The organism is Mixta tenebrionis (genome assembly GCF_006517625.1).
In the GTDB taxonomy this organism is placed as follows: Bacteria; Pseudomonadota; Gammaproteobacteria; order Enterobacterales; family Enterobacteriaceae; genus Mixta; species Mixta tenebrionis.
Genome location: NZ_VHQI01000007.1, coordinates 240,112 through 256,301, shown reverse-complemented (window position 1 = coordinate 256,301; position 16,190 = coordinate 240,112). Strand labels below are relative to the sequence as shown.

Genomic DNA, 16,190 nt, shown 5'->3' with positions numbered 1-16,190 from the left:
ACTATCCGGTACTGCAGCAGTAGTTTCTCTGCCAGTTCACTTCTTCGATGCTGTAGATACCGGTCTGGCATCGGTAACAGTGCTTCACGCCCTGATAATGGTCGCCGCACCACACACAGTACCAGGACAGCGTCATCACCGTAGCATCCAGTCCGTTGAGCATATTGCGCAGCTTCCTGTGCCGGGCCCCGGCTTTCACTTCCGGGTCGAGATGGGCACAGTTCATCAGCACATCCCGGGCCACGGTCCGCGTATCGTGTTCAAACCACGCCGGGTCGCTGAAGGTGCCAGCATGCAGCACCAGGCGACAACCACAGGATACACAAGTCCATACCTGCCCCGGTGCGCTCATAGCCTCGTCAGCCGTCATAAAATGACCTTCGCGGTTATTTGCCAGGTAACATTTCAGCATACGCATGTCGTCACCTCCGTAGTCCGCTTTTCAGCTTCAGCAGGCAACCGACTGTACTCACCGGTCCGGCAAGTCTGGCAGTAACGTTCACCGTGGTACTCACTGTCACAACCACTGCAGTGCCAGTCAGCAGGGAAAATCAGTGGACGGGCATCCGGTACATAAAATTGCAGTTGCCGGGTATGTCGGATTTCTTTCAGTTCAGGATTAACATACGGGCAGTGCTGTCGCCCGTTCTCCGTCAGTGTGTCATGCCGGTGTTCAAACCACGGGCGTTCGGTCTGGTATTCAGGATGGTATTGCAGCGCACTGCCGCAGAGGTGGCAGGTATAGCGGTCGTAAGGGGCAGTCTGCGCAGTACGGGCTCCGGTCAGGCGACCATTACCGTCAAGGGCCATGAAAGATTTTGCGTACATAGTATTGTTCCTTACCGCCAGACGACACGCAGGCGTCAGCCGTCCCGGTCCGGGCAGCGTGGTCTGGGTGTGAATGGCGGGTTTGTTAAGAATTGTCAGTAGGGGAAGTAAGTCTGCGTTAGCAGTCGTTTCTGTCCGGTGGTTGTCACACTAAGGCGTTGTGACGTAAAAAACTCTCAGAGATTGCGTCGTGGCCGACCTGTCGGTGGGCGGGGTGGAACTTCGTTGCAACCAAACAACGGCATCCCCTCTTTTTGTTGAATTTTGGTCATATACGCCAGTACCTGACGGATGTTGGTGATACTGTCCGGGTCGCTGTAACGTACCGGAATGTTGATGTTGGCTTCGTAATGCTCTTTAAACTCACACCGGTGATACCAGCCATCCCGGTCAGTGATATCACTCCAGTACAAACCGACCTGCTGCGCCCAGGGATAGGTATTCTGAGTTTTACTACCATCCAGCCAGAACACGACATGGGCATGATAGTGATGGTCTTCTGTCCATTCGATAACCCAGAAGAAACCGACCATCGCTTCGAGTTGCATCACATGGTTCATCAGCTTTCGGATATCCCATTCGAGCTGCTGGTGATCCCGCAGGAAATACTTAGCGGTATGATCCTGGTAAAACAGATCTATTCGGAATGCCCGCAGGCAGGAATAGCGCTCTACCAGTTTGTCGATATGGTTGTTCAGGAGTGACTGTAGAAACCAGTCTGGCTCCCATCGTTGATTATTTTGCATAGGATGAGTTTCTTTAGTGCTGGCGAGGGCCAGCCAGTGGAATACACCAGGCCTTCAGGAAGGGCCATGGCTGGGGGAACTGCATGGATTGAGGGATGGTTGTAAAAAGGGAGTGCCTATTAATTATATTAATTAACCTAAATTAATTTTCACTCCCCAATAACCCTCAAATCCCTTGCAGGACTATGGATGAAGCCTAACTCAGTGGTTCAGCTGTCGTCCGCCATGCAAAGCAGACATACTCGTCCATCAGACTGGTCAGCGCAGGGTTTTCAGCCTGCCGGTCATTGATCCAGATATCCATTTCTTTGTCTTTTTTGAACCTGAGGTTGTCGGTCCAGTCATCAAGGCAATTCCCCAGCATCAAATCGTACCAGCACAGCCAGACCAGCTTCAGACGCAACTCATTACCGCTGAATTGCCGGAACAAACTGATGAGCTTATTTGCCAGAGGGCGTTGTTTTAAACGCACGCACTCAGACAGCAAAATCCCCTCCAGCATGGGATGGTGAGCCAGCAGATGCTCCTGGGTAAATAAACTGACGCTCAGGTCATCATTAACCGTCAGTGGGGCTGCAGCTCTGCCATAAATAATCCGGTGCAGGCATTGAGGGACAATAGCAATAACCTCTTCCTCTCCCGGAAACTTAAGGCTGCCAACCGTCAGGGTATGATGGTGGTAGATATTCTGGTGGCACATACCCGATCTGACCGTCAGCTTCGTAAAATCGGCCAACCAGATCTGGTAATATTTATAAAGTTCTTCGTAACGCGGTTTGTAATCTTTCATGGTGCATATTCCTTCTGGCTTAAATGACAGGCAGCAGAAAACCTCCGGAGCAACCGGATAATCATTTTTATGCTGCGGGTTTAGTTAACGCGGGTAAGGTGAATTACATGCGGGACTGGTTAATACGTTCCTGAAGCCATGCTTCCACTTCGCTTTTTAACCAGCGGGAACTGCGTCCCAGTTTAATAGGTTTGGGAAAAGAGCCATCCTTAATGAGCTTATATATCCACTTGTCTGTCATCTGGAGCAGACTGGTGATAAAGGCCATGTCAACGAACTGGTCTTCGGTAAGAGAGGGGCGGGTAATCATGATTGTTTTCTCCGGTGATAAAAGGTAAGCCGGATTAGTGATGTTTGATAACGACCACTGCTCCGACATACTTACCGGACTAATACGTAAAAAAAGAGAGATATGTTTACCTCAGTTCCCTTCCCCACCTCCATACTGGTATACCGCGATCGGAAAAAACAAAATGTATCGTTTCCATCGCTTCTTACCTCTCTCAGCAAAGGAATAATTGCCTGAGTACCTGTCATTACGTATAGTAGAAACAAGAGTGAGCAGACAAAATAATAAATATCAGAGGGCGAAAGCCCCCTCCGCCCGATGCCTTCATCATTGTCAGGTAATCATCTCTCTTTCAGGGTGATGATATGAATGTCAATCGGTAAAAGATATTTACGCGCGGCAAATCACAAAACCTCCATTCCCCCCTAAATTATGCACATGAAACAGGTTGATATCCCTGCTGAAACCATGCTAAAAAGACCCAAAGTCACACAAATTCACTTAGTGATGAAAAGCGATGAGGTAAGAGCATGGTCAAATTAGTGTCGAACGGCAGAGGCAAAATCAGCTATCTGGAAAAGCGTCTTTCTGATAAAAATTATCATTTGCCATCCAGTTCAGCGGATAAAGATTATCATACCTATCAGCAACGGGTTCTGCGTTCACTGATTTCAGCAGGTGCCGCAGAACAGGCGGTAATTACATTCTTTGCTGAGACGGAACAGTTATACGCAGAAACCTTTCCATCCGAAAATGAACTTGAATGGTATCACCGGGATCCACGTGCCAGTTTATGGTTGGTTTGCGAGTTATATGAGGAACTGAAAAGCTACAGGACTGAAAATAGCGCCAGCTACTTATCACCAACCTCATTACAACCAGCTCATAACGTCAGAGTGGATGCCATTCGACGCTGTATTGACGACTGGCCATTAATGCTGTTTACGCCTGCGTACTATATGAAAGAAAAAAGTATAGAATGGGCTGAATTAATGGATAAGCATAATTTATTCAAGGATGTTTATGCTAAACAGGTCGATGTCTGTTCATGGCTAAAAAAACACCTCCAGGAAAACACAATTATTTCCTCAAACCGTATTTGCGGTGACTCGCCTGAAGAAATCATGGCCTGGTGTTATACCAGTTATTTTATCTGGAGAAAAAACAATCTGCATTCACCTGATACAGTAGAACTATTTATCAGGAAGTTTAAGAGTGCCTGGTCGACGCAGAAGAACAGAATTAAAAACAAGGTTGAGAAAAATCTCAAACCTCTGAATGTGAATATTTCGCAAAAAGCCCATGATATCCTGAGGTACATCGCCACAGAAGAAACAATATCGAATGATCGGGTAATTGAAAGCGCACTGGATATGCTTTACAAAAGCAAAGCAGGAAAATAAAACAGCATTCAAAATAATTTCAGACAGATATTATCTTCGTGAATCCCCCGCATCCTTTACCGGATAGCGGGGATTTTTAATTTCTTCACGGAGTTTGTATGTATAAACCTGACGGCCTGCAGGCCATTGAAAAAACACTGTCTTCACTACCTGTCGCTATTAGCGGGCAAATCCTTAAGCACATCCACAAGCTGGCACACCACGAACCGGTAATTGGCATTATGGGGAAAACGGGCGCAGGCAAATCTTCACTGTGCAACGAACTGTTCCGGGGCGAAATGTCTCCGGTCAGCGATGTGAATGCCTGTACCCGCGATGCGTTACGCTTTCGCCTGCACAGCGGCGACCGCAGTCTCGTTATCGTGGATTTGCCGGGTGTGGGGGAAAGCGGGCAACGGGATCATGAATATACTGCGCTGTACCGCCGTATTCTGCCGGAGATGGATCTGGTGCTGTGGGTTATCAAAGCCGACGATCGCGCATTATCCGTGGACGAACAGTTCTGGCATCGGGTGATGAAAAATCACCGACAGCAGGTTCTGTTCGTCATCAACCAGGCGGACAAAATGGCACCTAGCCATGAATGGGATACCGTTACAAATTCACCTTCCTTGCAGCAACGGGTAAATCTCAGGGAAAAGCAGGCGGCTATCGTGGCACAGTTTGACCCACATCATCCGGTCTGCATGGTGTCAGCACTGGCCGGATGGGGCATTGGGGAGATGGTAGAAACCATGATGCGCAGTTTACCTGACCGGGCAACCAGCCCTTTGGCAACCCAGTTGCATGGCAGGCTCTGCACCGGGCCGGTAAAAAAGCAGGCCAGGGACAGCTTCAGCCATGCGGTGGGAAAGGTGTTTGATGGCGTTGAGTCATCCCCTCTGCTTCCGGCACCGGTTCGGGCGGTCATTCGTACCGTGCGGGAAACCGTTATGTCAGTCGCGCGGGCCGTCTGGGACTGGATCTTCTTCTGAATGAATAAATCATCCTCAGGTCGGTAGTGGATTGTTTCGTTTATTCGATGCTGAACCGATGATTTTCATTCATCAGACACAACCTGTCCTCACCAACAGCAGATACCACCAGACATAAGTACATCATTTCTGTCTGCAGTGCATCAGCGCTGCCTTTTTGCGCCAGGTATTGCACCACGCGCTGCGGACACAACCTGTCAATACCCTCATTTACAGTAATACCTTCTTTATTAATCACTTACCCAATACGGAGATAATACATGTCTCAGGCTGAGCGTCGTTATGATCGGCTGTCTGTCCGACTGTCGCTAATTATCAGCCGTCTGCTCGCGGGGGAAACGCTGAATGTGCGTCATCTGGCGGCAGAGTTCGGTGTTTCAGAACGCACCCTGCACCGTGATTTTCGGGAGCGGCTGATTTACCTCGACCTTGAATACCGGGATGGCTGCTGTCGCCTGCTGACCGGGGGGCGCCATGAAATCAGGGAAGGGGCAGCAATGCTGTTTGCCCGCCAGTCGGGGATTAGCGCCCTGTTTCCGGATATAGACAGCCATCTGGTCAGTTCACTCCTGAGCGGCCAGGGGGGATCACCGTGCCTTATCTGGCATCAGGATATGCCCGTGCCTTCTTCCCATCCGGGGATCTTCACGCGCCTGGTCAGGGCGGTTTCAGAACAGCGGCGGGTCACCCTGCTGGCCGATGGCTGTCGCTGTGGCAGCCTTGCGCCCTACCGGCTGATTTTCAGTTCCGGTGAGTGGTTCCTGGCAGGTGAACATCATGGGCAGATAACCGTTTTTCCTCTGCGTACCATTCACTCCGTTACCTTTCACCCGGAAACATTCACACCCGACGGACATTTCACCCACATGCTGGCACGCCCGGAGGTCCTCAGGGCTCTTCCCCATTTTCACGTTTTTCACTCACTGCTCGCCAGAAGCGGCGGCGGTCTTTTACCTCAGAAGGAATCATGATGAAGAAATTACTGACCACAACGGCGCTGGCCGTCAGTCTCTGCACTGGCGCTGTCTTTCCTGCGTCTGCCGAAACTGTCGTGGGTACCGTCAAATTCTGGCAGTACATGCAGGCGGATGGCTGGAGATCTGCCGATGGCATGGACAACGACACGCTGAACAATATGCTCTACCAGGCCAGTGTCATTGGAAATTATCCCTGGACCAGGCAGTTCCTGCTACGCCAGCGTGGTGGCGGTGCCTATTTTCTCGCTGACAAGAAAACGCATACCGTGCGCAAGCTGAATCTGAAACCTGCCAGCGGTTATTACTCCGATCTGACATCGGTCTATCAGGGCGAAGACCAGGGGAAAGGATGTTACTTCACTGTCATTGATACCCAGTATCAGCTGAAGCTGGCTGATGAGCCTCACAGTAATCAGGTGCTTGCTGCATTCCCGGAAAACTGTGTCAACAAACAGCAGCAGGCCGCGCTAGCGGCAAAGCGTTCGGAATCAGACCGGGAACTGCAGCAATGGGTGGCTCAACAGAGTCTGGCCGAACTGTGCCGACGCACCGGTAACTGCTGAAGCAATGGTACGGACGATTAATAAGGGAGCTGCGCCATGAAGAAATTTTATCGACCTGTTCTCACCGTTTTGATGATTATCGGTGCCATGGGGGTCTCTGGCTGTGACAGTAAGGAAGATGCGGGGGTTAAAGCGATAGCCAAATTTAAGGACCTGACCCCGCCGCCGTTCAGCAAGGTGGTGTCGCATAAACCCGATATTGCCCAGGAGTGGGTAAAAAAAGATGCCTTTGGTACACCGCAGTACACGGTCATGAAAACCCATGAGTCACCGGAAGGCTGTGAGTCAGGCAATTATTACTATATTGCTGATATGCGGCAGAAAACGGTGCAGCCGCTGATGGCTGCCCTGTGCCTCGCTGACAATATTACTCTGAGCTTCCGGATTGAGACCGACAGCTACACGGGTGAGAAATCGGTGGTGTATTCGCATGATGGCAAGGAAATGGGGAAGCTCTATCTGCCGAATAATCATGAGAACAATCCATGAGCCATAAGCTGAAAGGTGTTGTCTCTGCTGCAGCCCTGAGTCTGTATTTGCTGACACCGGCCCATGCTGATGTCTTTGGCGGTTTTCAAGGTGCCATCAAAGGCGGCATTCCGGCCTACACCCGCGATATGAAGCACAACAAACCCTTCTGGTGTAACCAGTACAAACTGGTGAGAAAGATGTGTGAAGTGGTCTCGCAAACGGAAAACGGGCGCGTCGCCATCGTCAGAATGGTCCCCACCGACTGGAAATGCCCCAACGGTATCTGGGGTGTGGTTGACCGTTCTAATGGTGACGCTATGGAGTTGATCCCGGCGGCGAAAATGTCCCTTGAGCAGTACTGCAGCAAGGCATTCAGTGCTGGTTTTGTCAAACCACAGAACAGAAAATCACTGGCCGACGTCGTGATGTACTACAACGGCAAACCGATCGATTCTTTCGAATACCTTGAAGAATAAACTACCCCAGCCTCCGGGATAAGCTTCCCGCACTCATTTAACACAGTAAAAAATAAGGAAAAAAATGAACTGGCATTATGAGAAAAATGGCGTGCGTCATGACAATGTGACCGAAGCCGACATAACCGAACGCATTCAACGCGGAGAGCTGAATGCATCAACGCTGGTATGGCAACAGGGAATGACAGAGTGGCAGCCGCTGTCAGCCACATCGCTGGTTGACGTCCTGAAACAAAGTGCGGTTCCCCCTGCGCTCCCCGGCAATCGTATCCCTAGTAGCGTGGTCTGGACGCTGGCCTTTGCCCCCCTGATTGGGTATGCCCTGGAGATGTGGACAGCCGGGCTGAGCGGAATGGAATTTGAGGAGGCGTATGCCGCAGTAAGTGAAGGGCAATACTGGTTTATCACGCTGATACTGAATATTGCGCTGGGATATCTGGATGAACGGCGGCTCCGTAAATCCGGTGTCGATACCGCTGCCTTTGGCTGGCTGGCCTGGCTGGTTCCGTTTTATCTGTGGCGCAGGGCAAAAGCCCTCGGTCAGAAACAGGCTTACTTCTGGGTCTGGCTGGTCACGCTGATACTGGTACTGCTGGCCGCCTGATGATTCTTCGGCGGGAAGAAAGCTGAGTATCAGCTCGTTTAATTTCAACCATTATTATCAACATATTAACAGTATTCATTACTTTAAGGACAATATCATGAGACTGCCTCACTGTATTCTCACAGCAGCCATACTGGTTTTCGCGTCAACGGCCCATGCCCTGCCAAATATGTGGACCAGCGGCTTTGGTCAGGGCGTGACCGAATATCTCATCACCAGCCCGGAGAAAGTCGTTTTTAATCTGAACTGCACCGGTAACCCGGATGAGCAGAATATTCTGCAACACAGCGTCTATCTCACCCTGCCTGATGGCACATCCGTCAATTCCAGCAATGACGGAACAGAGATAACGGTGGTTATTGATAACAGTCAGTATCAGCTACCATCATTCCTTGGCTGGCGAAACGGTGATAACGCCTGGGTGTCATTTATTAACGCGCTGGCTCAGGCCGCGACGTTTGATGTGTACGTCAACGATAATAAGGTAGGCACCTTCAGTCCGGGCCTGAAGAATACGCAAAAAGAGTTGTCTGACCTCAGTGGCTGCCGGACCATACACTACAGCGATTAATTTCTCACATTTCTGGCTCTCCAGCCAGTAAGCCATCTACACCTGATTACAAAAAGGCCATGCTCCTTCGGGAGCATGGCCTTTTTGTTTTTATTTCACTATCGATACAAGGAGTTAATCATGCGATTAGCCAGCCGCTTTGGCCACATTAACCAGATACGACACGATCGTCCGTTAACCCGTGAAGAACTGATGCAGGTCGTCCCCAGCGTCTTCGGGGAAAACAAACACGCATCCAGAAGCGAAAAATATACTTACATCCCGACCATTACCCTGCTGGAGAACCTGCAGCGTGAAGGGTTTCAGCCGTTTTTTGCCTGCCAGTCGCGCGTCCGCGATCCGGGCCGCCGGGAGCATACCAAGCACATGCTCCGGCTGCGTCGCGCCGGTCAGATAAACAGTCTGCAGGTGCCGGAAATCATCATCCTGAATTCGCACGGTGGTGAGTCCAGTTTTCAGTTACTTCCAGGCATATTTCGAAGCGTGTGCACGAATTCGCTCGTCTGCGGACAGTCGTTTGGCGAGATCAGAGTTCCGCACCGGGGGAATGTGGTGGAGAAGGTTATCGAAGGCGCTTACGAAGTCCTTGGCGTCTTTGACCAGGTGGAAGAGAAACGTGACGCCATGCAGTCACTGCATCTCCCGCCCCCGGCACAACAGGCGCTGGCACAGGCGGCACTGACATACCGTTTTGGCGAAGAGCACCAACCGGTAACGGCATCCCAGATATTGATCCCACGACGCTATGAAGACCGCCAGGATGACCTGTGGACGACCTACCAGAGGCTGCAGGAAAATCTGCTGAAAGGCGGTCTGCCCGGCCGCACCGCGAAGGGCAAACGCAGCCACACCCGCGCGGTCAATAGTATTGACGGCGATATTAAACTCAACCGGGCACTGTGGGTCATGGCGGAAAGCCTGCTGGAGACCCTGTGTTAATGCCGCGCATCCCTGAAGGCGCTAATCCGATTCCACCGTACCTGTTCACCCTGCAGCCCCTCCCGGGCTGTCGCTCCATCTCTGATGACGACCTGTGCGCCTGGTGCGCACATCTGCTTTACCGCCCCGGCGAGCTCAGTCTCTGCCGGTTAAGTCTCGCTGATGGCCACTGGCCCTCCCACTGTGATGAGGATGGCTATGCGCAGTCCTGTCCGTCACTCCGGCTGAATCTGCATCCCCAACCCGATAAATAAACGAGGAAAAACTAACATGACCGACATTATCAACCTCAACGACGCTCTACCGTTACCGTTACAACCTGCAGGTACCGCTTCTGCACCCGCGTTGACCGCTACCCTCGTACAGGACGAGCAGCGCGTGGGGTTCTGGCCGCAGCACTTCGGCAGCATACCGCAGTGGATAATCCTCGAACCGACCGTCTTCGCCTGGATGGACCGCTTCTGCGCTGACTACAGCGGCGGCATCTGGCAGTTTTACACGCTGAACAACGGCGGCGCGTTTATGGCCCCGGAATCGGAGAACAATGAACCCTGGACGCTGTTCAACACCCTGAACGGTAACGGCGGTGCACTCAGCGCTGAAGCTGCCGGGATAGCAGTTTGTCTGATGGCATACAGCCACCACGCCTGCCGCACTGAATGCGACGCCATGACGGAACACTATTATCGCCTGCGGGACTACGCGCTCAACCATGCGGAATGCAGCGCTATCATGCACATCATCGACTGAGGTCAGCTGCTATGGAACAACAGTTACCACTGTTTGCCCGTGAATTAGCCCCTGCCGACCAGCAGACGGTCAGGGAAGCCTTAACCCTGCTGGAGGGCCAGCTACGTGAACCCGGCGCGTCATTTACTTCCAGCCATGCCGTCCGCGACTGGCTGCGTCTGCAGCTTGCTTCACTGGAGCGGGAAGAGTTTACCGCGCTCTTTCTCGATAACCAGCATCGCCTGATAGCCCATGAAACACTTTTCACCGGCACCATCAACCATACGCAGGTCCATCCCCGCGAAGTGGTGAAGGCCGGTCTGAAGCATAACTGCGCCGCTGTCATCGTGGCACATAGCCATCCCTCCGGGGAGGCGGAACCCAGCAAGGCCGATCATCAGGTCACTACGCGTATTCAGCAGGCGCTGGAACTGGTTGATATTCGTCTGCTGGATCACCTGGTGGTCGGCGGTATGGAGATCGTCTCGTTTTCTGAGAGAGGCTGGCTTTAAGGAGGAAAATAGCGATGAAGATTATCAGTAAACGCCAGGCAATGGCGATATACCGCCAGCATCCGCAGTCTCGGTTGTTTCGCTTCTGTACCGGCAAATATAAGTGGTCCGGCAGTGTCTGCCACTATGCCGGTCGCGAGGTGGAAGATATCAGAGGGGTACTGGCCGTATTCGCAGAGCGTCGCCAGGACCGCAATGGCCCTTATGTCGTATTACGCAGCGTCACGCTGAATTAACACACGTTTAAGGAAGGCTAAAATTGTCGAATAAAATACCGGCAGAAAACCACGATATCACTGACCCCTGGTGGGGGCTTAAACGCAGTATCACGCCCTGTTTTGGCGCTCGCCTGGTGCAGGAGGGCAACCGGCTGCACTATCTCGCTGACCGTGCCAGTATCACTGGGCAGTTCCGCGACGCGGATTTACGCCATCTCGACCAGGCATTTCCGGTACTGCTCAAACAACTGGAGTTAATGCTGGTTTCCGGTGAGCTCAGTCCCCGCCATCAGCACTGTGTCACGTTATACGCAAAAGGGCTGACCTGCGAGGCGGACAGCCTCGGCTCGCATGGATACATGTACGTAGCGATTTACCCGACACCATCTGAAGCAACCGCGTAAACTTTCGCACTACTTTCCCTCGTTTTAACCCATCAACAAAAAGATCCCACTATGCAAACCCAACCACTATCCTCCACGCAGGAGGCTTCGCCACGTCCGACGCCCGTTGAAATCTGGCAGCAACTTCTTATATATCTGCTGGAACAGCATTACGGCCTTTCACTTAACGACACTCCGTTTGGCACCGATGGTGTCATTCCGGAACATATTGACGCAGGTATTTCACTGTGCGACGCGGTGAATTTCATCGTCGAAAAGTACGATCTTGTCCGTATCGATCGTCGCAGTGTCAGTGCAGAAACACAGTCCACGCTCATCAGCAGTATTGATATCCTCCGCGCCCGTAAGGCCTGTGGATTGATGACGCGCAACGGCTACAGAATGGTAACCGATATCACCACCGGCAAATACAGCGGAGCGACTCAATGAAGCTGTCTCTGACCGTGAAGGCTGATGCCGTCAATATACTGGCCCTCAATATGGGCCGGGTCGCTGTTGATATCGACGGAATTGAACTGGCCGAACTGATTGATATGGTCTGTGATAATGGCTACTCGCTTCGTGTTGCTGATGCCCCGGGGAAACTGGTTGTTGAAGATCCGCTTCCGCCCGTCGCCCGCGTTAACGGCATTCAGTGCAGTACCGCGCATATCACGGAGGAAGACAATGCTCTGCTGTTTACTCTTTCACACCAGCATGAAGACTTTGGTGAGTCTGAATGGATTTTGTACACCGGCTCGGGTTATCTGCTCCACCTGGGCGCGTGGTCGTTTCCGGTCTTACGCCTCAAGCGCCTCGGGGTGTCAAAATCCTGCCGTCAGTTAGTGGTGACGCTTATCCGTCACTACTCCGCTGGCATCATTCATCTGGATGCCTTTGGCGAAGTGCTGCCGGGCTTCGCTACGTTTGACTGGTAGCGCAACCTCAATCTCCATAAGGTTTTCACATGCCGGAATTAACCACTGAAGCGGCTCTCAACATCCTGACTGGCTGGCTGCAGGACAACATCGATTGTGGCAGCGAGATTATCTTCGACAACGACGAAGACAACACCGATTCAGCAAAGTTGTTGCCCCGAGTTGAACAGGCATTACAGAACGTTCGCGATCTCCACCATCTTCAGCTTTTGCAACAGGCCAGTACAGATTAACCACCGAACCGTACTCATCACTTACTCATAAGCGCCAGCCCTCACCGGCTGGCGTTTTGCTTTATATAAGGAAAAAAATGATGTCAGACCTTACCCTCACCGAACCCGAAGTCATCACCGGCCACACCGATGTGATTTGCTCCACCAGCATTGAACGCATCGTCACCGGACGTAATACCGCGCTGGTGCAGATTGAAACGCTGATACAACAACTTGACGATATCTCTGCCCTGACAAGCAGTGTCGGCGGAGGTAAATCGAATGAATGGGGAGTACGGCAATACCGTTACGACTGCTGGTTGATGGAAAAACCAGAAACAGCGATAAAAGCCATCACCCGAAATATCGATCGCAGCATCTGGAAAGACCTGATGAATAAGTCGGGAATGCTGGCGCTCATGGACGCTCAGGCGCGTGACCAGTGGTACAACAGTCTGGAAATAGACGATATTCCGGCTATCAGCGAAGAGAATATTCTCAACACATTCGAGCAGCTGCATCTTAGTAAAGGTGACGTATTTGAACGTGGGGCGATAAATGTGTTTAAAGGTCTGAGCTGGGACTACAAGAGTAACAGCCCGTGTAAGTTTGGGAAAAAGATCATCGTGACAGGGCTGGTGAAATATGATCGTTGGGGATTTGGGCTTAACTGGGGATGGCAACGTGATCGTCTGGCGGATCTTGAACGCATGCTGATGATCCTGGACGGAAAGCCTGTTCCTGACAACCGAGCTGATGTTACCCGTCGTCTCGGCGATCATATCCATGAAAACAGGCACAGTAATCACTATGAGGATGAAATGTTTGCAATCAAATATTTTCAGAAGGGAACAGCGCACATCGTATTCAAGAGACCTGAACTGGTCGATAAACTGAACGATATCATCGCCCGACACTATCCAGGGGCGTTGCCCACTAAACACTAAGGAGCCAGGTTATGGTATCATTTTCAAACGCTGATGGTGCTCACTACGATTCCGTAAACAGCCAGGGCACCGTGCAATCCAAAACACTTCAGATGGGCGTAAAAATTCCCGTTCAACCGTCAAATTTTGACGCCCTGCAGATGGGGGCCTTACTGGGGGCCTCAATATTTATAAAACACAATAAAAACCATATATATCAATACAAATACGCAACTAAATCAATTCCGAGTCCGGGCACCACTATTCAGAAATACTTGTCGATGTATCAGAACGAAAGTTCGACAGGTACGAAATGAGTCCGAACAGGCAATAACCAGGAGTTAAATGGTAGATCTATACAGCAATACCATTGTCCGGTTGTTGAGTAAATGGCTCTTGAAAAGCCCGCTTGTTACCGCAAGCGGGCTTTTTCATATTCGGTTTCTACAGTTTCTGACTGAAAATATCAAATTATGTCGAGGGTGTATTATTATGCTCTGACATCTCGTCTTACCAGCTCCTGTTTCAGAATTTAGCTCTGTGAATCAATTACTTCATCGATGTACACCAACGTAGAGCGCAAACTGAAATAGCCCAGCAAACGCTTAACCGCCTGAATATTCCTGTCCGGGGACTTCATCAGATTAGTCGCTATTGTATGCCGGAGGCGGTGGGACTGACGGCAAAGCGGCACTCTCTGGAAATGCGCCGCAAGAAAGACCCGATCGGGTAAATGACATTGACCCACAAACAGGGCTGTGATTTTCTGTGCAGGATGGAGTCACAACAGGAAAGGGACAGGAAGGCATGGCATCAATACCACTTGTCGGTCCGGACCCGCAGATAATCAGGAACAATATGGCCGAAGCCAGGCAACACAGCTATGGCAGGAATATGACGCCGCCGCAGACATATATCTGGTTCTATCAGAAGGTGAGAAACCGAGGGCCATGGGATTACAAACAATTCAATCCATACTGGGCTGAGTTTGGAAATTTCAACTATGGCGCCACTGGCACCGCAGCGGGCATTCCGGAAAACATTCTGTTAATGGGTGCTGGAGCCGCTCAGCTGCGAGCAAAAACTTCACATCCTCAGTGGGGTTACCCGTGGCAGAAGCCGCCCTATGGCGATGATCCGAAGGATCAGGCCGCTATCAGAGAGGGGATCGCGTATGCCCGCCAGTGCGGTTTTTAAAGTTTTGCATGCCTTGGTGACAGTAGCTCTGCTGGTCGTTGTTATCGGGTTCGTCTGGCTGACTGGCGGGGATGCAAAGGCTGATGACGTATATCAGGGGAGTCACCAGGTTAGCCCGGATCTATGGCTTTACACAACGAAAAACAGCAGTGGCAATGCAACCGTTCCGATCGTTTATCGATACTATCTCTCGCAGCAGCTCTCTGGCTCGCCGGATCAGATCACAAAAGTGTTGCATGACCAGATGCCGTTCCTGACCGGAACAGGCAGCATTTCGGCGATTACACGTGATGGCGATAGGGTTGCTGTGGCATACAGTGGCCGGGTATACAGTCTCGATCCTACGGCGACTTATGAAAATGCAGGAAAACCAGTAACCGTGCAGCTTACCTATAACATACAGTAACTGGCGGTTATCTTTATCGGTTCTGGCTGGCATTTTTAACGGTGGTTTAATTATGTCATGGCTGAACTGTTGTTTTTACGACTACCAAGCTTCCGGTAGCCTGTGAGGATCGCCTTCGGGAGGCGATATAAAGTCTCCCGTCCCCTGGTTTTACCGCCCACGTTTCTGATGTAATGGCGCTTCCACTAATCAGGCCAGGGAGACTGGCCCCTTCAATCGCCGTCTGAGCATAAGAGTAGCTTATGCACTTTCCGCCCTTGATCCGCTCTCTGATTTTTGGGAACAACTCAGGAACTAGCTCAACAAAGAATTCATCTGAAAGTGCCAGCTAAGCTTGTAAAGTTAAGTGAGGCATGTCAGGCAACAACCGGTAACGGCGCGGCAACGATACCTGGCGCAGGGTTGTTACCGGCCGGTAAGGTTGCTGCGCCGCCAGCCAGCCAGCATTCGCTCTGGTGCAGCGATAGCTGTCAGATATAGTAAAAATCTCCGCCGTGCAGGGCTAAAAACCGCTGCCAGTGATGATGTATTTTTATCAGGCAGGAAGTTGAGTGTAAGTTTAACTTCCTCAAAATATTATATTTATGATTACTGATACTGCGGGTCTTCATGCCAAGCGATTCTGCAATCTGTTTGTTTGATTGATGAACCAGCAAGTAGTAAAGTACGCGCCTTTCTGATTTGGTAAGTAACGGCTTGTGGGTTTTATTATCCATGTGGTTCATGGAAAAAACCATCATGGCCAGCCTGATATCGTTAAGCGAATCTTTCTTACTTATCGTAAAGAAGGGGTATGATATAAACTCCAGAAAAGCATATTGATTTTTAAGTATTTTTGATATCGCCGACGGTGAGGTAAGAATAATATTCCCGTCCCCTCTGTCAAATAAAATAAAAGAGGGGGCGTTAGGATGATAGATTTTTTTGCTCAATTCCATGACCCCAGTTTTAAAATAAAAGTCATTAGAAATAATTTCCATGATGCTGTCGCTCTGGTTAGAGTAAAGTAACAAAAGCGCAAAAGCACGCTTGTGGTTT

Annotated in this window: 28 protein-coding genes and 1 pseudogene; 21 read left to right on the top strand and 8 right to left on the bottom strand. The window is 50.8% G+C overall.

The window, feature by feature from the left end; all coding sequences use genetic code 11:
• Nucleotide 1 precedes the first annotated feature (1 nt).
• The 5 genes from FKM52_RS13610 to FKM52_RS13590 all read right to left on the bottom strand — a co-directional run bounded on the left by FKM52_RS13610 (nucleotide 2) and on the right by FKM52_RS13590 (nucleotide 2,674).
• On the bottom strand, nucleotides 2-418 hold the full coding sequence (locus FKM52_RS13610) for a putative zinc ribbon protein (RefSeq protein WP_141176715.1): 417 nt from the start codon (nucleotides 416-418) through the stop codon (nucleotides 2-4).
• On the bottom strand, nucleotides 406-828 hold the full coding sequence (locus FKM52_RS13605) for a putative zinc ribbon protein (RefSeq protein ID WP_141176714.1): 423 nt from the start codon (nucleotides 826-828) through the stop codon (nucleotides 406-408). The genes FKM52_RS13610 and FKM52_RS13605 overlap by 13 nt, the downstream gene beginning before the upstream one ends.
• A gap of 176 nt (nucleotides 829-1,004) precedes the next feature.
• A complete protein-coding gene (locus FKM52_RS13600; protein WP_141176713.1) occupies nucleotides 1,005-1,574 on the bottom strand; it encodes a YagK/YfjJ domain-containing protein in 570 nt (189 codons plus the stop codon).
• A 196-nt stretch (nucleotides 1,575-1,770) separates the two neighbouring features.
• A complete protein-coding gene (locus FKM52_RS13595; protein WP_141176712.1) occupies nucleotides 1,771-2,364 on the bottom strand; it encodes a hypothetical protein in 594 nt (197 codons plus the stop codon).
• Nucleotides 2,365-2,467: 103 nt separating this feature from the next.
• Nucleotides 2,468-2,674, bottom strand: coding sequence for a helix-turn-helix transcriptional regulator (locus FKM52_RS13590; protein WP_141176751.1), 207 nt, complete (start codon nucleotides 2,672-2,674; stop codon nucleotides 2,468-2,470).
• 509 nt (nucleotides 2,675-3,183) lie between these two features.
• Between FKM52_RS13590 and FKM52_RS13585 the strand changes: the two genes are divergently transcribed.
• Together FKM52_RS13585 and FKM52_RS13580 are read left to right on the top strand one after the other, a co-directional pair.
• On the top strand, nucleotides 3,184-4,056 hold the full coding sequence (locus tag FKM52_RS13585) for a hypothetical protein (RefSeq protein WP_141176711.1): 873 nt from the start codon (nucleotides 3,184-3,186) through the stop codon (nucleotides 4,054-4,056).
• Nucleotides 4,057-4,154: 98 nt separating this feature from the next.
• Nucleotides 4,155-5,030, top strand: coding sequence for a GTPase family protein (locus tag FKM52_RS13580; RefSeq protein WP_141176710.1), 876 nt, complete (start codon nucleotides 4,155-4,157; stop codon nucleotides 5,028-5,030).
• A 40-nt stretch (nucleotides 5,031-5,070) separates the two neighbouring features.
• On the opposite strand, the gene FKM52_RS13575 is transcribed toward FKM52_RS13580, so the two are convergent.
• Entirely contained in the window at nucleotides 5,071-5,268 is a 198-nt protein-coding gene (locus FKM52_RS13575; protein ID WP_141176709.1) for a hypothetical protein, read from the bottom strand.
• 22 nt (nucleotides 5,269-5,290) lie between these two features.
• Between FKM52_RS13575 and FKM52_RS13570 the strand changes: the two genes are divergently transcribed.
• The 17 genes from FKM52_RS13570 (at nucleotide 5,291) to FKM52_RS13490 (ending at nucleotide 13,866) form a co-directional block, all read left to right on the top strand.
• Nucleotides 5,291-6,001, top strand: coding sequence for a WYL domain-containing protein (locus FKM52_RS13570; protein WP_141176708.1), 711 nt, complete (start codon nucleotides 5,291-5,293; stop codon nucleotides 5,999-6,001).
• Entirely contained in the window at nucleotides 6,001-6,570 is a 570-nt protein-coding gene (locus FKM52_RS13565; protein WP_141176750.1) for a hypothetical protein, read from the top strand. Before FKM52_RS13570 ends, FKM52_RS13565 begins: the two co-directional genes overlap by 1 nt.
• Before the next feature lie 36 nt (nucleotides 6,571-6,606).
• On the top strand, nucleotides 6,607-7,059 hold the full coding sequence (locus FKM52_RS13560; RefSeq protein ID WP_141176707.1) for a YfjS/YafY family lipoprotein: 453 nt from the start codon (nucleotides 6,607-6,609) through the stop codon (nucleotides 7,057-7,059).
• Complete coding sequence (locus FKM52_RS13555) at nucleotides 7,056-7,517, top strand: hypothetical protein (RefSeq protein ID WP_141176706.1); 462 nt, start codon at nucleotides 7,056-7,058, stop codon at nucleotides 7,515-7,517. Before FKM52_RS13560 ends, FKM52_RS13555 begins: the two co-directional genes overlap by 4 nt.
• Nucleotides 7,518-7,581: 64 nt before the next feature.
• Complete coding sequence (locus FKM52_RS13550) at nucleotides 7,582-8,121, top strand: DUF4339 domain-containing protein (RefSeq protein ID WP_141176705.1); 540 nt, start codon at nucleotides 7,582-7,584, stop codon at nucleotides 8,119-8,121.
• Nucleotides 8,122-8,218: 97 nt separating this feature from the next.
• The gene (locus FKM52_RS13545) at nucleotides 8,219-8,692 is read left to right on the top strand and encodes a hypothetical protein (protein WP_141176704.1); all 474 of its coding nucleotides are present in this window, start codon (nucleotides 8,219-8,221) and stop codon (nucleotides 8,690-8,692) included.
• A 120-nt stretch (nucleotides 8,693-8,812) separates the two neighbouring features.
• Nucleotides 8,813-9,631 (top strand): DUF932 domain-containing protein, encoded by an 819-nt coding sequence (locus tag FKM52_RS13540; protein ID WP_141176703.1) that lies wholly within the window; start codon nucleotides 8,813-8,815, stop codon nucleotides 9,629-9,631.
• The gene (locus FKM52_RS13535; RefSeq protein WP_141176702.1) at nucleotides 9,631-9,885 is read left to right on the top strand and encodes a hypothetical protein; all 255 of its coding nucleotides are present in this window, start codon (nucleotides 9,631-9,633) and stop codon (nucleotides 9,883-9,885) included. Before FKM52_RS13540 ends, FKM52_RS13535 begins: the two co-directional genes overlap by 1 nt.
• A 16-nt stretch (nucleotides 9,886-9,901) precedes the next feature.
• Nucleotides 9,902-10,381, top strand: a complete 480-nt coding sequence (locus tag FKM52_RS13530; RefSeq protein ID WP_097455392.1) for an antirestriction protein — start codon at nucleotides 9,902-9,904, stop codon at nucleotides 10,379-10,381.
• An 11-nt stretch (nucleotides 10,382-10,392) separates the two neighbouring features.
• Nucleotides 10,393-10,872 (top strand): RadC family protein, encoded by a 480-nt coding sequence (radC, locus tag FKM52_RS13525; protein WP_089591840.1) that lies wholly within the window; start codon nucleotides 10,393-10,395, stop codon nucleotides 10,870-10,872.
• Nucleotides 10,873-10,886: 14 nt separating this feature from the next.
• Nucleotides 10,887-11,108, top strand: a complete 222-nt coding sequence (locus FKM52_RS13520; RefSeq protein WP_041036761.1) for a DUF987 domain-containing protein — start codon at nucleotides 10,887-10,889, stop codon at nucleotides 11,106-11,108.
• Between the two features lie 23 nt (nucleotides 11,109-11,131).
• Entirely contained in the window at nucleotides 11,132-11,494 is a 363-nt protein-coding gene (locus tag FKM52_RS13515) for a type IV toxin-antitoxin system YeeU family antitoxin (protein ID WP_141176701.1), read from the top strand.
• Between the two features lie 51 nt (nucleotides 11,495-11,545).
• Nucleotides 11,546-11,923 carry a TA system toxin CbtA family protein gene (locus FKM52_RS13510; RefSeq protein ID WP_141176700.1) on the top strand — a complete coding sequence of 126 codons (378 nt, stop codon included), beginning with the start codon at nucleotides 11,546-11,548 and terminating at the stop codon, nucleotides 11,921-11,923.
• Nucleotides 11,920-12,411 (top strand): DUF5983 family protein, encoded by a 492-nt coding sequence (locus tag FKM52_RS13505; protein ID WP_141176699.1) that lies wholly within the window; start codon nucleotides 11,920-11,922, stop codon nucleotides 12,409-12,411. The genes FKM52_RS13510 and FKM52_RS13505 overlap by 4 nt, the downstream gene beginning before the upstream one ends.
• Before the next feature lie 29 nt (nucleotides 12,412-12,440).
• Nucleotides 12,441-12,644 (top strand): DUF957 domain-containing protein, encoded by a 204-nt coding sequence (locus tag FKM52_RS13500; RefSeq protein WP_141176698.1) that lies wholly within the window; start codon nucleotides 12,441-12,443, stop codon nucleotides 12,642-12,644.
• A gap of 80 nt (nucleotides 12,645-12,724) precedes the next feature.
• Nucleotides 12,725-13,570: a DUF4942 domain-containing protein gene (locus tag FKM52_RS13495; RefSeq protein WP_141176697.1), complete on the top strand. Its 846-nt coding sequence runs from the start codon at nucleotides 12,725-12,727 to the stop codon at nucleotides 13,568-13,570.
• Between the two features lie 11 nt (nucleotides 13,571-13,581).
• Complete coding sequence (locus tag FKM52_RS13490) at nucleotides 13,582-13,866, top strand: hypothetical protein (RefSeq protein ID WP_141176696.1); 285 nt, start codon at nucleotides 13,582-13,584, stop codon at nucleotides 13,864-13,866.
• Between the two features lie 215 nt (nucleotides 13,867-14,081).
• Here FKM52_RS13490 and FKM52_RS22235 read toward each other — a convergent pair.
• Nucleotides 14,082-14,278: pseudogene (locus FKM52_RS22235) on the bottom strand (tyrosine-type recombinase/integrase); the annotation flags it as partial.
• A gap of 78 nt (nucleotides 14,279-14,356) precedes the next feature.
• Here FKM52_RS22235 and FKM52_RS13480 point away from each other — a divergent pair.
• Both FKM52_RS13480 and FKM52_RS13475 read left to right on the top strand, forming a co-directional pair.
• Nucleotides 14,357-14,746 (top strand): polymorphic toxin type 44 domain-containing protein, encoded by a 390-nt coding sequence (locus tag FKM52_RS13480; protein ID WP_181407940.1) that lies wholly within the window; start codon nucleotides 14,357-14,359, stop codon nucleotides 14,744-14,746.
• A complete protein-coding gene (locus FKM52_RS13475; RefSeq protein ID WP_141176694.1) occupies nucleotides 14,724-15,152 on the top strand; it encodes a hypothetical protein in 429 nt (142 codons plus the stop codon). The genes FKM52_RS13480 and FKM52_RS13475 overlap by 23 nt, the downstream gene beginning before the upstream one ends.
• 470 nt (nucleotides 15,153-15,622) lie before the next feature.
• On the opposite strand, the gene FKM52_RS13470 is transcribed toward FKM52_RS13475, so the two are convergent.
• Nucleotides 15,623-16,132, bottom strand: coding sequence for a helix-turn-helix transcriptional regulator (locus tag FKM52_RS13470; RefSeq protein ID WP_141176693.1), 510 nt, complete (start codon nucleotides 16,130-16,132; stop codon nucleotides 15,623-15,625).
• Nucleotides 16,133-16,190 lie beyond the last annotated feature (58 nt).